The 13,559-nt window shown below is 57.3% G+C and carries 15 protein-coding genes; 8 read left to right on the top strand and 7 right to left on the bottom strand.

What is annotated here, in order from left to right; genetic code table 11:
• Positions 1-128: 128 nt before the first annotated feature.
• The 3 genes from J0G10_RS13825 to J0G10_RS13835 are packed head-to-tail and all read right to left on the bottom strand — an operon-like array spanning position 129 to position 2,362.
• Positions 129-1,265 (bottom strand): nucleoside triphosphate pyrophosphohydrolase family protein, encoded by a 1,137-nt coding sequence (locus J0G10_RS13825; protein WP_220558697.1) that lies wholly within the window; start codon positions 1,263-1,265, stop codon positions 129-131.
• A 3-nt stretch (positions 1,266-1,268) separates the two neighbouring features.
• Positions 1,269-1,901: an Nmad2 family putative nucleotide modification protein gene (locus J0G10_RS13830; RefSeq protein WP_245398045.1), complete on the bottom strand. Its 633-nt coding sequence runs from the start codon at positions 1,899-1,901 to the stop codon at positions 1,269-1,271.
• Positions 1,895-2,362 carry a TIR domain-containing protein gene (locus J0G10_RS13835; protein WP_220558698.1) on the bottom strand — a complete coding sequence of 156 codons (468 nt, stop codon included), beginning with the start codon at positions 2,360-2,362 and terminating at the stop codon, positions 1,895-1,897. Before J0G10_RS13835 ends, J0G10_RS13830 begins: the two co-directional genes overlap by 7 nt.
• Before the next feature lie 835 nt (positions 2,363-3,197).
• Between J0G10_RS13835 and J0G10_RS13840 the strand changes: the two genes are divergently transcribed.
• On the top strand, positions 3,198-3,557 hold the full coding sequence (locus tag J0G10_RS13840; protein WP_220558699.1) for a DUF6124 family protein: 360 nt from the start codon (positions 3,198-3,200) through the stop codon (positions 3,555-3,557).
• A gap of 157 nt (positions 3,558-3,714) precedes the next feature.
• On the opposite strand, the gene J0G10_RS13845 is transcribed toward J0G10_RS13840, so the two are convergent.
• Positions 3,715-4,104 carry a hypothetical protein gene (locus J0G10_RS13845; RefSeq protein ID WP_220558700.1) on the bottom strand — a complete coding sequence of 130 codons (390 nt, stop codon included), beginning with the start codon at positions 4,102-4,104 and terminating at the stop codon, positions 3,715-3,717.
• A gap of 130 nt (positions 4,105-4,234) precedes the next feature.
• A complete protein-coding gene (locus J0G10_RS13850; protein WP_245398046.1) occupies positions 4,235-4,576 on the bottom strand; it encodes a hypothetical protein in 342 nt (113 codons plus the stop codon).
• 591 nt (positions 4,577-5,167) lie between these two features.
• On the opposite strand from J0G10_RS13850, the gene J0G10_RS13855 reads away from it, so the two are divergent.
• Entirely contained in the window at positions 5,168-5,527 is a 360-nt protein-coding gene (locus tag J0G10_RS13855; RefSeq protein WP_220558701.1) for a DUF6124 family protein, read from the top strand.
• Between the two features lie 177 nt (positions 5,528-5,704).
• On the opposite strand, the gene J0G10_RS13860 is transcribed toward J0G10_RS13855, so the two are convergent.
• Positions 5,705-6,646, bottom strand: coding sequence for an aromatic alcohol reductase (locus tag J0G10_RS13860; protein ID WP_220558702.1), 942 nt, complete (start codon positions 6,644-6,646; stop codon positions 5,705-5,707).
• 96 nt (positions 6,647-6,742) lie between these two features.
• On the opposite strand from J0G10_RS13860, the gene J0G10_RS13865 reads away from it, so the two are divergent.
• Positions 6,743-7,201 carry a winged helix-turn-helix transcriptional regulator gene (locus tag J0G10_RS13865; protein WP_220558703.1) on the top strand — a complete coding sequence of 153 codons (459 nt, stop codon included), beginning with the start codon at positions 6,743-6,745 and terminating at the stop codon, positions 7,199-7,201.
• A gap of 309 nt (positions 7,202-7,510) precedes the next feature.
• On the opposite strand, the gene gspI is transcribed toward J0G10_RS13865, so the two are convergent.
• Positions 7,511-7,897, bottom strand: coding sequence for a type II secretion system minor pseudopilin GspI (gene gspI, locus J0G10_RS13870; RefSeq protein ID WP_220558704.1), 387 nt, complete (start codon positions 7,895-7,897; stop codon positions 7,511-7,513).
• Between the two features lie 147 nt (positions 7,898-8,044).
• On the opposite strand from gspI, the gene gspG reads away from it, so the two are divergent.
• From gspG to gspD, 5 genes are read left to right on the top strand one after another with little or no spacing between them, the layout of a single operon-like run.
• Positions 8,045-8,503 (top strand): type II secretion system major pseudopilin GspG, encoded by a 459-nt coding sequence (gene gspG / locus J0G10_RS13875; RefSeq protein WP_122660866.1) that lies wholly within the window; start codon positions 8,045-8,047, stop codon positions 8,501-8,503.
• Positions 8,504-8,511: 8 nt separating this feature from the next.
• Entirely contained in the window at positions 8,512-9,471 is a 960-nt protein-coding gene (gene gspK, locus J0G10_RS13880) for a type II secretion system minor pseudopilin GspK (protein WP_220558705.1), read from the top strand.
• Entirely contained in the window at positions 9,468-10,646 is a 1,179-nt protein-coding gene (gene gspL, locus J0G10_RS13885; protein ID WP_220558706.1) for a type II secretion system protein GspL, read from the top strand. Before gspK ends, gspL begins: the two co-directional genes overlap by 4 nt.
• A complete protein-coding gene (gene gspM, locus J0G10_RS13890; RefSeq protein ID WP_220558707.1) occupies positions 10,639-11,187 on the top strand; it encodes a type II secretion system protein GspM in 549 nt (182 codons plus the stop codon). The genes gspL and gspM overlap by 8 nt, the downstream gene beginning before the upstream one ends.
• Entirely contained in the window at positions 11,184-13,556 is a 2,373-nt protein-coding gene (gene gspD / locus J0G10_RS13895) for a type II secretion system secretin GspD (RefSeq protein WP_220558708.1), read from the top strand. The genes gspM and gspD overlap by 4 nt, the downstream gene beginning before the upstream one ends.
• Positions 13,557-13,559 lie beyond the last annotated feature (3 nt).

Genomic DNA, 13,559 nt, shown 5'->3' on the forward strand with positions numbered 1-13,559 from the left:
CGCGGACAGAGTGGTCGCACGGCGACGCGGTGCATCACGTCGATCATGAATTTCACAACGATCCGAATACGGATTGAAGCAATTTTCAAACTGCAGAGACGCTACTGCACCAACAAATGGGTGGATCTTCATTTTTCAGACTCTAGCGGCATGTATGTGATAGTGCGTTCTTCACGGTTCCCAATGATCCAACCGCCTTCGTTCGCCTTAAGCTGGCGAAACACAGTATAGCCATCCAGAATTGCCCTTTCCCAGAGCTTCAGCGGGCATTTCTCTACTTCATAACCAGCCACGAATTCGCCAATTGTTTTAAGAAGGCCAAGCGAAACCTTGTCTTGGTCGGCAAAAAAATTCAGATCTTTCGCTTTGGAGAATATCCACGCCGAAACCCCTTCTTCTACAACGGTGGCTCGACCATTGTCCTGCTCTTCATCATACTTCGGATTACTCTTTCGTTTGTGCTTGATCAATGCTCTAGTTACAGGTGACCAGTGCAGGATTGCTGCATAAGCAAAGTGAAAAACATCATGGAAGCGGTAACCGTCACTGTCAGCAATGTTGTCACTTAGAGGATCGCCAATGAATACCTCCTTCCATTGTAGATAGCTTTTTCCACTTCCTCGCTGGTTTACTCGTATTCTGAAGCTTCTTGGGAGTTGTTCTTCGATTCCAAAGTTGCAATCGAAATCTAGACCAACTAAATCTTGTGCTTGGGGTTCTAAGAACGCGCCGCGAGCCTTCTTGATATTGCCGCGAGCCACTTCCGAAAATGCAAGCTTGGCCGCGTGCATAGAGTCCAGAAAAGCCCGTGCAAAATTAGTCAAATCGTGACGGGTAGGAGTGTTTCCGAGTAGTGCCGCGGCCGATCGCCCAAGGCAAACTAATGTGTCATCTAGAGAAGTAGTAGAATCTACAGGGACAGCTATATAAGCCAACGCACCATCAGCTACATCACTTGCGGCCCCAACATTCCGGAAATGTCCATGATTCGCTGCCTCCGAAAATATATCTTCAAGAGAAATATCCAAGCGCCTGCAAATTGCAGCTAGATACCAGAGTGTATCGCCAAACTCCTCTTCTGCTGCCTTTTTGAAGCCGGGATAAGCCGTTCCCTCTCGAACACTCTTTTTGGCGGTGGCCATTATTCCACCGACTTCCCCGTAAAGGCCCTGAAGAATGGGATTAAAGTCGCTTGAGTCAAGCACGTCTGTATCTGCAATTTCTGCAGCGTAATCCGAGAGCAATAGAGAGCCTTCTTTTTTCATCGGTCACCTGCGAATAGTCAGCCATTCGAATGGAGCGCCCTGATAGCCATGAACGCCAAAGCTTCTAACCCATTTTTCAAGACTCGAAATTAGTTGTACATCATCAAAAGTGGTGAGCCCGATGCCTTGTTTACATAGATCGCGACCTTGTTGGTCTTTCAGGTTGTCGGGGAACGCTGGCCCATCTCCCCCAAAATATACAAAGTCCTCACTAATTAGCACCCTGTTGACCCCTGAGTCACGGGCCACGTGATCCGGGTTAACCGAACCATCTGGAAGGGAGTGGAATGAATCTCGCTGCTGCCAATCGGCCCCAGCCGCAGCCCGGAAATATATATTGTCTCCGCAGCTTTGTTTTCGACTACCTTTGCGGAAGGGTTTTTTTGACTCAAATCGAGGGTCTAAACAGTATTCATCGAATGACATTGCCTCAGTTACACGCATTGCGTAAACGAGATGCCCTCCAAGTCGAACATTTCGATCATTACTACCACTACCGACTACCCAATCACCAATTTGAGCTCCTTTTCGGATTTTTGGCTTACAGGTTGCGAGCGTGCAGTAGTTATAGAAGGGATTAGGAGCGAATCCACTGTCATACCGAACAACATAAGAATAAATACGAGGCATCAGCATGGATGCCTCTTCAATGGCACCGGGTCGCACGCACCCCCATCAGGTTTTTCCCAAGAATCCTTGCCGTTGATGGCTTCAATGATGGAATCTCCGTTCCATCCAACCAGTGCGTCGGCATACTCTGTCAGGGCACTAGGGAGGTCACACTCTTTTTCGCCATGCTCCCAAACACCTACAATACGCTTCCCTTGCTTTGCGGCATATTCGATCTCCCAGTTAACCCAATCACTGTTCTTTGTCTGGGGGGAAACGTAGCAAATAAATATACCTGCCCAGTTGATAGCGGGAGCAAGGATCTGCGTCTTTATATAGTGCTCGTCGGTAGCATTATTGAATTTCCCTGTATGGATGGAAGAGTCTCTTACCTCCAGTCCTTTTGGAGCTAGCAAATCCTTGAGTTTCTTTAGTCCATGATCGTCCTTGTGAACATGGCTGATAAAAACGTTCTTTTTCTCCACCACCTGTCACCTCCATTCGCATCGCATGGTTTCTGCGCCTTTTGGTTCCAAACCTCGTCCATGGCGCCACGAAAAGAAATGTAGCGCTAATAATGTCATTTGGCCACAGCAGAGATGCGTAGCGCTTATGGGCCGTGGCGGACCGATTTTTTCACCATGAAGGTCAACTGGTAGGTGGTTCTACCGCCACGCCGCAATAGCGTTGTTCCGATTTCCATCCAAATGGTGCTCTAGGTCTATAGAGAAAATCCGGGCGACGTATTTGCTACCGTTGCGATTGAGCGCCTGACTGCAGAGTAGAGCGGATGGATTATTGATTACTGCAATATCGATTGGGGATCGGCGGTTTGGAGTGGCTAGGGTTGAGGAGGGGCGAGGTTGTTGAGCGTTTGGCTTCTTGCCCATCTGGGCTGTTCGCTAGCGTCAGGTGATGAGAGGCCTAATCGATATAAGGTGAGAGAGGACGTGACGGGGGAGGCGATAAACATCAGTGTTTAAAAAGACATCTCCAGACACTCTCTCAGGCTACATATCCTTGCGCCTTTGCCTACAGCTACGCCAGAATCCGCCGGCTTGTGCGCTTTGTACCTGGTCTTTATCGTCTACGTGTCGCTGGCAACCCAGCGACCGGGTTTAGCGACCTGACCAGGTATAAGTACAACGACGCTCCAGTTTGTCGCAGCCGTTTGCGACGACGATATGGTGGCTGTGCGTGGGAGACCTTCGGGTCTGCCGGGTCTTATACCTCTCGGTTCGCTAACCCGCGCACAGCTGCCACCCTTACTTGTTTAGCGACAGGTGTTGGTGGTTCCACCAGGTATAAATATGGAGCTTCACCATGATCAAACCAACACCCAACCCGCCCGAAACCGCCTCGGTTTCCCCCTACGAATCCATCGACTCAAAAAAGCTCCACGAAGCCGCCGACCGCGCGCTTGACCATTACCTCTGTCCGCCCGGTTCCACGCCGCCTCCACGTAAAAACCGTGGGATGTACGCCGTGACGGCGGACAACAAAACCGAAGAACTGCTGGTCGATGCCAGTGCAACACTCGCCTCGGCCAAAACCATCGCCCAGAACGTCTCCAGCCTGTTGCCGGCATCGCAGCGCCATGCGCTGGCGGGGATTGTGCAGTTGATCATGCTCGGGGAGTTGGCGGTGAATCGGGCGCTGGATAATTTGCAATTGCCGGAGTGATGCGGGTGTCGGGATCACCTGGTGATTGATCGGGTGTTCATTCCGGCGCTTTCGCGAGCAGGCTCGCTCCCACAGGGTTTTATGCTGATGGCAGATGTTGTGTACGACGCTGACATCTGTGGGAGCAGTTGATTATTACCATGCCGTCTTCGTGTGGTTATTGAGTCGCTTCAGGACATTCGCGGGTCCATCGCGTCACCGTCATGTCATTGAATTGCTCTCCGATGGTATCGACGCGTAGGCAAGTTCCTTTCTTCGCGTAGTACAAGATGCAACGCGAGCTATCAAACGAGCAGGCATCCAGTTCGAAGAACTTGCGTGCAGTCAACTCCTTCTCCACGCCACTGTATTCATAGCCATCGGTGGTATGCATCCGCGTCGGCTTCCAGCCTTGTTTGACTAGCTTGGCCCTGGCCGCCACTAAACGCTCACCAACGACGATGCCTGCTGGCCCGTGCTTTTCGCGTGACGCCTGTGAGCCACCGGCAAACGCTGCGCTGATACCCATGCAATAAACTGCGACAAGTACGAGGGTTGAGGCCTTCATTGGACAGTTCCTCCGCAGATTTGTAGGTCGATAAAAAGTCCGGATACTCGGCGTAAGGTTGCGGAGGATAGCGATTCTTCTTGCCTGGACCTTCGGGAAGCGCCGCCCACGTTGTTGTCGATTTCTGGTTTCAATCCTTTTCAGGGCATTTGAAGTTCCAGGAATAAACTTTCATGTCTTTGACTTCTTCGCCGACAGTTCCTACACCTAAACAATCTCCGTTCTTGATGTAGTTGAAGCTGCAGAAACGGACGCCCTCGGTGCAAGACTCGATTTCATTGAAGCCTTTTCTTTGGATGACGTTTTCAACCCCGAACTCACCTGAGTAGGACGGATTCGGCTTCCAGCCATTTTTGATCAAAGCTTTTCGGGCTTTCGAAAATGGCATTCCCTCTTTGATAGGAACGTCTGCTGCGCTTGAAAATAAACTGACGCAACATAAAAGGCTGATGGCTAATATTTTTAGTTTCATTTAACAGTACCGCCAAAAATCTACCGTCTATGTACATTTGCGTCGCACAGAATGCCTGAGGCAAAAGTTGCGCTCAACATTTCTTAAAGTTCTTTGAATGACTGCTGGTAAGTGGCTTCTGTCGAGTCGCTCGCAATGCCTTTACGCCCTGACTGGGTTTACGCTTTGTGCGCGGGAAAAATTGCCGGTAATGGGACAGATTCGTTTAAGTGGGGGGGTGTCGCAGTAAGGTCTCGATAAACACCAGCGTTTAAAAAGACATCTCCAAACACTCTCCCAGGCTACACATCCTTGCGCCATTGCCTACAGCTACGCCAGAATCCGCCGGCTTGTGCGCCTTGGGGGCGGGTTCTATTGTGGTGCGGTCGCTGACGAATCAGCGATCGGATTTGACCGTCCGCCCAATATCAAGGCGCGCCAGCGTTCTGCACGTGTTCAGGCATTGTCTGAAATCATGTCGCGGTGGCTGTGCGTGGGACACCTTCGGGTGTGCCGGATTCCTTGATGTCCGGTCGGTCAACCCGCGTACAGCTGCCACCCTGTTTGTTTGACCGCGAACGGTGGCGGCTCCAGTCATCAAGGAGCTTTACCATGATCAAACCAACACCCAACCCGCCCGAATCCAACTGCACGTCTCCCTACGAATCCATCGATTCCAAAAAACTCCACGAAGCCGCCGACCGCGCGCTCGACCATTACCTCTGTCCACCCGGTTCCACGCCGCCTCCACGTAAAAACCGTGGGATGTACGCCGTGACGGCGGACAACAAAACCGAAGAACTGCTGGTCGATGCCAGTGAAACACTCGCTTCCGCCAAAACCATCGCCCAGAACGTCTCCAGCCTGTTGCCGGCATCGCAGCGCCATGCGCTGGCGGGGATTGCGCAGTTGATCATGCTCGGGGAGTTGGCGGTGAATCGGGCGTTGGATAATTTGCAGTTGCCGGAGTGATGCGGGTGTCGGGATCACCTGGTGATTGATCGGGTGTCCATTCTGGCGCCTTCGCGAGCAGGCTCGCTCCCACCTTTGAGCGTGTTCCAAGGTGGGAGTGCGCTGGCTCTTCAGCCGCGATAAATGTCGAGACGATGTGCGCGTATCTGTACCTGCGAGTGGAGGGCTTTCTTTGCGTCAATCGACTGCCAGGTTGTCCCGTGCCCACTGTTCAGCGGTAGTGACCTGAATCGACTGCTGTTCGTTGAACGTCCCCGCTTTCGGCCACGACACGCCTCTGCCTTGGGCGAATACGGCGCGGTATTTTTTGATGTGGTGAGTGGGGTCTTTTTCCAGTTCGTGCATCAGGTACGGAACCGTCCAGACGTTACGCTTAAACGGACGCCCTAGCACACGTTCAAGCAGGCTCGCCACCTGCCCGTACGTCACCGTGTCGCCAGACAGGTACACGATCTCATTGCGAAAGCGCGGTTCGAAGAAAACGATGTCCGCTGTCAGCTTGCCGATGTCCTCCGGCGTCGTGAGCGTCACGCTGGTTTCCAGGCTGCCCAAGGCGTTGACGGTGTGGTTCTCGAAATCGACGACCTCAAAGACCGGCTCGAACAGAAAACTGGTGAACATGCCGGTCGAGATGATCACCCATTCGGTTTTGTCCTGAGCGCGGAGCAACTCGCGCACGTCGAGTTGCGCATCGAACAAGTCCTGCGGGCTGCCCCGGCCAATCACTTCGAAATCGACGCCAAACTGCCAGGGGAAGTAGCGCTTCACGCCGGACCTGAGCGCTGCTGTCGCCAGTTTCATCGGTGTTTCGCGGCCCGCGACCATGCCGGCGCAGCCTATGACGGTGTCGAATGCTGCGAACACTTCGGCCAGTTGATCGATGGAATCGTTAACCAGGTCTGCGGCGACCAGTTGGATGCCCAGGCTGCGCAGTTCATCGATTTCCCGCTTTTTCTCGGGGGCTTGCGTGTTGATGGTCGAGTCCCTGAGCAGGACGCTGATGGTGCTGCCGGGCGAGCGCTTGGCTACCCGCGCAAGGTTGCGCAGCACCGGCAGTCCGAGTTCGCCGGCGCCGAGTACGAGAATGGATTGTGGGGAAGGGTGGGTCGTTGCGGTCATGATGTTTCCTGAGATCCGTCGTCTGTATGATTTGTCGATGCTGGCACGATTGCGCAGCGCTCAGAAGAAGGCACACGCGTGATACCAGGGGGACACATGACCGATGAGGAAATCATTAGCCAGGCAGAAGCGATCTGCCAGACGCTAAGACGAGACGAAGATGGCGTGCGACGCGAAGTCCTGGCGCACGCCGGTAGCCGCTGGTCACTGGGTATCCTGCATACCCTGGGTGTGTACGGCACGATGCGTCATGCCGAGATCAAACGGCAAATGACGGGCGTGACTCAGCGCATGTTGACCAAGACGCTGCGTGCGCTGGAACGCGATGGTCTGCTGATACGGCGGGAGTTGGATCAAGTGCCGCCCCATGTTGAGTACGAGTTGACGGCGTTGGGGATGGAGCTGTTGGTTCGTATGTCGCCGATTTGGACTTGGGTTGTGCAGCACGTGGATGATTTTCGCGAGGCGCGTCGGGTGTTTGATGGTCAGAGTGGGAAAAAGCCTTCGTGGCAGGTTCCGGTGGTGGGGCTGGTTGATTTGGATGGGTCTGATTGATTGGTTGCTTTGGTTCAGGCCATTGCGCAGAACGTGGCGAATCTGTTGTCGGGTTTGGGGGTTGCGAGTAGAAGCGGCCCTCACCCCAGCCCTCTCCCGGAGGGAGAGGGGGCCGACCGAGTTGTCTTGCGGGGTACGTCGACCTGGAAGATTTTGGCGATTATGGTTTTGGTGAAAGACTCCAGCGGTGATGCCTTCGGGGAAGGATCTTCGATTTCGTTTTGTGAGCTTTGGATTCAATGAAAGACGTTCAAGTCGGTGTAGCTCTCGAATATCCCCGAATCGGTCCCCTCTACCTCTGGGAGAGGGCTAGGGTGAGGGGCTTTCGGTTCGGGACATTAAAGTCTCCAACCTGGCCAACGGTGGAGCATCCTGGTTGCGGTCAAATACCTGAATGCCAATCTTGAGTAAGCGGCCGTTTTCGGCTGCGCTGATCAGCTGTTCACAGCGCAACAACAACCGCCCCTGATCGCAGTCCTGAGCTTTCATCCCCATCGGCAACTTCCCTTCCAACCGCAACTCAGCCATCCGACTCTGCGCCGCAATCATCGCCACCGACCGATCCCTTAAAACCCCGCTACTCTGCGTCATCAACCCCGCCACCCGCACAGCCGCTGACATCGCCACGGCAATAATCGCCAGCGCCACCAGCACCTCAATCAACGTGAAACCCTCTTCCCGCGAACGCGCACACATAAACGGCCCAAAGCCAAAACCCAGCCCTCGACGCTAACCCCCGTCCTTGACGGCTTGACGACGAAAACACCCGAGGATTTTCAACATCACTGACATATCTTCTTGCAACACTGCGCGTCGAATCGAATCAAGCCAGGGAATGTCGAGATGGATATCGCACCTTTCAAATCGCGCCAGCAACCGATGCGCACGCCGCGTGGGCAGCAGGGTTTTACCCTGATCGAGATCATGGTGGTCGTGGTGATTTTGGGGATTTTGGCGGCGATGGTGGTGCCCAAGGTGCTCGACCGGCCGGATCAGGCGCGGGCGACGGCGGCGAAGCAGGATATTGGTGGGTTGATGCAGGCGTTGAAGTTGTATCGCCTTGATCACGGTACTTACCCGAGCATGAACCAGGGGCTGAAGGTGTTGGTGGAGCGGCCGGCGGATGCGAAGAACAGCAATTGGCGCTCGTACCTGGAGCGCTTGCCGAACGATCCGTGGGGGCGTCCTTATCAGTACCTCAACCCTGGCGCCAATGGCGAGATCGATATCTTTTCCCTCGGTGCCGACGGTCAGCCTGACGGCGACGGCGTGAATGCCGATATCGGTTCCTGGCAGTTGTAAGGCCGGCCATGAACAGCCGCTCGCCTGAGGGGGCGAAGCAACAGGGCATGGCGATTATCAGCGCGTTGTTGATTGCGGCCGTGGTGGCGGTGATTGCGGTGGGCATGTTGACGCGCCAGAGCGTGTCGACCCGGGCGCTGGAGGCGGATCAGCAGCGTGTGCAGGGGCGTTGGCTGGTGCAGGGCGGGCTTGAGATCAGCCGTCAATTGCTCTGGGACGCACGTCAGCGCGATCCGTTGACGCGGCTCGATCAGCCGTGGGCGCAACGTCTCTCCGCGCAAGGTTTTGAGGGGCGACTGGAGGATGAGCAGGGCAAGTTCAACCTGCGCAATCTGGTCGCCAATGAGCGGGTTGATGAGGCGCAGGTGGCGGCGTTTCAGCGCTTGTGTGAGTTGATCGGGGTCAGTGCCGGGTTGAGTCAGCGCATCAGTCAGCGGGTGATCGCGTCCTACCCGCGACTGCTGAATGCGCAGATTGCCGAGGCGCCGAAAAGTGGTTTCGACAGCGGCCGTGCGACCTCGCCCAATGCCTCGCGCAAACCGCAGAATCCGACAATGCCGATGCTGCGCAGTATCGACGATCTGCGCAGTGTCGACGGCGTGAATGAAGCGCTGATCGGCAAACTCGCGCCGTACCTGACGGTGATCCCCGCGACCACTTGGCTCAACGGCAACACCGCCACCGCGCCGGTGTTGGCCGCGTATGTGCCGGGGCTGTCGCTGGAGCGCGCGAATGCGCTGATCGCCGAGCGCGATGCCGGGCGCTGGTTTATCAACCGTGGTGATTTTGTTAACCGCTTGCGCATGCCGCAATTGGAACTGACCAGCGTCAAGGTCGGCATTACCAGTGACTGGTTTCGCCTGCGCGGTGAGGCGCGGCGTGATCAGCGGCGGGTCAGTCTTGAGGCGTTGTTGCATCGCAGTCAGGACCGCTTACCGCAGGTGATCTGGTCGCGGGTGGGCGTATGAGCCAGTTGAAGGTGGCGTTGCCGCCCTTGGCGGAACTGGATTTGCACAGTGAATTGCACTGCGCCTGGCTGGATCGGCAGGGTCAGGTCACGCGGGAAGAACGCCACAGTCTGAGCCAGTTGAGCAAGCAGGCGAAACTGCCGCCGCTGGTGTGTTTTCTGCACCCGGCTGACAGCCTGTTGGCGAGTCTCGATTTGCCGCCGTTGCCTGCGAACAAGATTGTCGCGGCGGTGCAGTGTGCGGCGCAGGCCTTGATGCTGGGCGACAGCAGTGAGATGCACATCGCGCACAGCGCGCGGGACGAGGCCGGGCAGGTGCAGATCGCCTGGGCGCCTCGGCAGCACTTGTTGCGCTTTGGCCAGTTGCTGAAAAGCGCTGGGCTGAACCTGCGCGGTCTCTATCCGGCGCCGTACAGTTTGCCGGTGTTGCCCGGCACCGTCGCTTGCGTGCAGGACGGGCATTTGTTGTTGCGCGATAGCGTGCAAGTGGCGCGTGTGCAGCCGTTGTTCGATGACGGTTTCGACGGTGTTGTGTGGGAACCGGGCGTCACTTTGCATTGGATCGGTGATCAACCGCCGCCGGGCGCCGAATTGCCGATGGCGGATACGCAGCGCTGGACCGGGCCGCTACCGGGGTGGGGACTGCATGGCGCGATCCAGCAGCAAAAAACCGAGCATCGCGGCTGGGGCAGGGCGATCGCTCTGTCAGCGTTGGCCGTGGCGGTTTGGGTGATCGGTTTGAACCTTTACGCCGCTCGCGAGGCCGGGCAGGGCCAGCAGTTGAAAACCCAGATGAACCTGCGGGTAAAGCAGGCGTTTCCCGAGTTGCCGGTGATTCTCAACCCGTTGCAACAGGCTCGCCAGCAATTGGCGGCGCGGCAGAAGGGCGCGGCGGATGATCCGGCGCAGACCTTCAATCGTTTGGTGTTGCAGGCCGGCAGCGGCATGCCGTCGATGGCCGGCAGTGTCGAGCGGCTGACGTTTGTCGACGGCGTCTTGCAACTGAGTCTGCTGAGTGAAGCCCGTCGCGGCGGCAATGATCAGGAGTGGCAAAGTACCTTGGCCCAGGCCGGTATCAGCGTTACGGCGGATGACGAGGGCTGGACCTTGCGTCCGGCCACTGAAGCCAGCCCAAGCGACAGCGATGACAACGGCGGAGCAGAAGAAGATGAATAAGGCCTCGCTCGCGCTCTATCGCGCCAAGTGGCAACGCTTTAACGCTCAGGTGCAGGCCCGTTGGCAGCCGTTGGCGCTGCGCGAAAAACGCATGGTTGGCGGTATGGCTGTAGCGCTGGTGGGCCTGCTGCTGTGGGTTGCGCTGATCCAGCCGCCGCTGAAGAAAATCGCTTATTGGGAAGCCGAGACGCCAAAGCTGCGCGCTCAGACTGAAGCGCTGGAAGTATTGCTGCGTGAAGTCAGCGTGCGTCCCGCCGGGCAAAGCGTGGCGCAGTCGCTGGAGCAGACTCTGCAGGCCAGCGGCCTCGCCGGGCACTATCAGTTGCAAGCCGGGAAGGCGGGCGCTTGGCAGTTGACCTTCGACGCGGCACCGGCCGACGCCGTGCTCGACTGGCTGTTGAGCAACCCGGCACAACATTCTCTGCAAGTGGTCGAGGCCCGTTTGCAACGCGCAGACAACCCCTCGACCGAAGTCACCGCCGGCACTTTGTCAGGCACCGTTCGCATGGATCAGGCGCTGGGCGCTAAGGAAGCTTCATGAAGGGGTCAGGATCCAAACCGGCACGTCTGGCGTTGCCGATGCTGCTAATGGCGTTGAGCGCGTGCAGCAACACCACCACGCCGCAGAATCAGCCGCCGCTGCTGGTCGACAGTGAACTCGGCCGGCCGCTGGCCAACACCCAGCGCAGCGGCGACGCGGTGCTCGATCGCGAGCGCGCGCAGGCTCAGGCGCGACCTGTGCCGAAGCAATTGCACAACATCACCCAGCGTGCGCGCAGCGGTGCGGCGGCGTCGGGCATTGCCTTGCCGAGTAATCCTCTGGGCGATCAACCGGTGACGCTGAATTTTGTCGACGCCGATATTCAAGCGGTGGTGCGCGCGTTGTCGCGTTCCACCGGGCAGCAGTTTCTCGTCGATCCTCGGGTGAAGGGCACGTTGACGCTGGTCTCGGAAGGTCAGGTGCCGGCGCGGCAGGCTTACGACATGTTGTTGGCGGCGTTGCGCATGCAGGGTTTCAGTGTGGTCGATGTTGGCGGCGTGGCGCAGGTGGTGCCGGAGGCGGATGCGAAGTTGCTTGGCGGGCCGATTTACAGCGCCGACAAACCGGCGGGCAACGGCATGCTCACGCGCACGTTTCGCCTGCAATACGAGAACGCGGTGAACCTGATTCCGGTGCTGCGCCCGATCGTTTCGCCGAACAACCCGATCAATGCCTATCCGGGCAATAACACCATCGTCATCACCGATTACGCTGAGAACCTGACCCGCGTTGCGCAGTTGATTGCGAGCATTGATTCGCCGAGCGCGATCGACACCGATGTGGTGCAGATCCAGAACGGCATTGCCGCTGACATCGCGCCGATGGTGGCTGATTTGCTCGATGCACCGGGCAATGATCCGACGCAGAAAATCGCCGTGATCGGTGACCCGCGTTCCAACACCATCATCATTCGCGCCGGCAGCCCGGAGCGCACGGAACTGGCGCGTAACCTGATCTACAAACTGGATAACGCGCAGAGTAATCCGAGCAATCTGCATGTGGTTTATCTGCGTAACGCGCAAGCAGCGAAACTGGCGCAGGCGCTGCGCGGTTTGCTCACCGGTGAGAGCGACAGCGGCACCAGCGACAGTGCGCGCTCGGTGCTCAGTGCCATGGGCGCAAGTACCGGCGGCAGCGCTGGGCAGAATGGCCAGAGCGGCACGCAAACCAGCGGCAGCACCTCGACCACCAACAGCAGCGGTAGCACGGGTGGCAGTTACGCGCAGGGCAGCAGTGGCAGCGCAACCGGCAGCGGCGGTACGCAGAACAGCGAACAGAACGTCGCCTTCAGTGCCGGCGGCGTGACCATTCAGGCTGACGCCACCACCAACACTTTGCTGATTTCCGCGCCGGAGCCGTTGTATCGCAACCTGCGCGAGGTGATTGATCTGCTCGACCAACGCCGCGCGCAAGTGGTGATCGAAAGCCTGATCGTCGAAGTCGGCGAGGACGATGCCAGTGAGTTCGGCGTGCAGTGGCAGACCGGCAACCTCGGTGGCAATGGCGTGATCGGTGGCGCGAATCTGGGTGGCTCGGGGATCAACGTCAGCGGCAAAACCAGCATCGACGTACTGCCGCAGGGTTTGAACCTGGGTTACGTCAACGGCACTGTCGACATCCCCGGCATCGGCAAGATTCTCGACCTGAAGGTGCTGGCCCGGGCCTTGAAAAGTAAGGGTGGCACCAACGTGTTGTCGACGCCGAATCTGCTGACGCTGGATAACGAAGCGGCGAGTATTTTTGTCGGCCAGACCATTCCGTTTGTCAGTGGCAGTTATGTCACGGGCGGTGGCGGGACCAGCAACAACCCGTTCCAGACCGTGACCCGCGAAGAGGTCGGTTTGAAGCTCAATGTGCGCCCGCAGATTTCCGAGGGCGGCACGGTCAAGCTTGATATCTATCAGGAAGTCAGCAGCATTGATGAACGGGCTTCGGCCAGTGCCAATTCGGCGGGGATCGTCACCAACAAACGCGCGATCGACACCAGTATCTTGCTTGATGACGGGCAGATCATGGTGCTCGGCGGTTTGCTGCAGGACGGCTACAGCCAGAGCAATGACTCGGTGCCGTGGCTGGGCAGCCTGCCGGGGATTGGTGCGCTGTTTCGCAACGAGCGCCGGGCGATTACCAAGACCAATCTGATGGTCTTTCTGCGGCCGTACATCATCCGCGACAGCGAAGCGGGGCGCAGCATTACTCTGAATCGCTACGACTTTATGCGCCGCGCCCAAGGCGGTTTGCAGCCGGAGCGCAGTTGGGCGATGCCAGACATGCAAGCGCCGCAGTTGCCGACGGCGGCGCAGGGTGTGCCGGCGGTGTTACCTGGGTCGGGTCCGCGCGCCACTATCAAAGCGGTGCCCATCCAATGACTC

The organism is Pseudomonas germanica (assembly GCF_019614655.1).
GTDB classification, from domain to species: Bacteria; Pseudomonadota; Gammaproteobacteria; order Pseudomonadales; family Pseudomonadaceae; genus Aquipseudomonas; species Aquipseudomonas neuropathica.